The organism is Gordonia sp. NPDC003429, from assembly GCF_053588575.1.
The window spans coordinates 1-1085 of sequence record NZ_JBSFQF010000061.1 but is presented as its reverse complement, the minus strand read 5'-3'; the positions used below and the strand labels follow the sequence as shown (position 1 = coordinate 1085).

The 1085-nt window shown below is 59.7% G+C and carries 1 protein-coding gene; it reads right to left on the bottom strand.

The features are described from left to right. Positions 1 to 535 precede the first annotated feature (535 nt). Positions 536 to 964, bottom strand: coding sequence for a hypothetical protein (locus tag ACWDSI_RS20485; protein WP_449757692.1), 429 nt, complete (start codon positions 962 to 964; stop codon positions 536 to 538). Positions 965 to 1085: the final 121 nt, after the last annotated feature.

Below are 1085 nucleotides of genomic sequence, written 5' to 3'. Positions count from 1 at the left end.
ATCACGCAGGCCAAGAGCCGGGGCCGCAGAATTCGCCATAGCCAATTCTCTCAAACCACGAACCATAAACTAATTAACGACACGCGACACTAGACGCCCAGCGCGACTACTCCCAGCGGCTACAAGACTCCGGCTACCGCGGCGGTCTAGCGCGCGACATCGTCGAGATACTGGTCGAGTCACCGATTGTGCGAGTGCCCAATCTCGCGCGACGGTTTGGAAAGTCCCCACAAGGAGCCGATCAAGCTGTGCAGAAACTTGTGAAGGTCGGGGTTCTCACCGGACCGTACGGAACCTATCGCAAGTTCTATGTCGCAAATGAAGTGCACCGCGCTATCACCTCACGGTCCGTCTAGTACGCTATCGCCGCTGCGCGGCAAAGCCTTTCAAGTCCGCTTGGCCGCCCCTAGCCCGCCGACAGGCCTCTCAAAGCCCTATAACGCTGTTCAGATCCGGTTTCGGCGTTTGCCCCAGACTCGTACGCATTTTCGAGGACAGACGCGGCGAGGAAAGACCGTCGCTCGAGCGTCGCCAACTATTCGTAGCCGAGCGCCGTTCGTACCAGTCTTGACTGATCGAGGCTCGGCTCCGCGGGTGTGCCATCGAGCGTGAAATACGCTCCGCCATCAGCATGTTCGAGGTGAATGGTCGGCGCGAGAACGGACTCGTCGAGCGCTATCGCGTTGCTGATGAAGTTGTCCCAGCCGACCGATATCTGCGGCGCCTTCCATCCCTGGGCCTTCATGAACGCATAGGTGTGCGCGGAGAGGCTTTCGGGGACCCAGCAGCGCACGAGAGTGGCCAGATAGTCCTTGATCAGCCGCGCCGTCTGCAATTGATCCTTGGCGAGTTCAAGTTCCAGCGCGATGTGATTGCGTAACGCACGAGGTTCGCCGCCATATCCCGCCCGAATCGTGAAGCTTGCGATCGGGCAGTCGTCCTCGCCGACCTGATAGAACTCCACGTTGAATCCCGGTCGGTTTCGTGGCCCTGAACCGCCCCGGGTCTGTCGGAGGCTCTCGAACCTGTGAAGGATGGAGAGCATGGCAGCACCACGCAAGTACAGTGAGGAACTCAAGGACCGG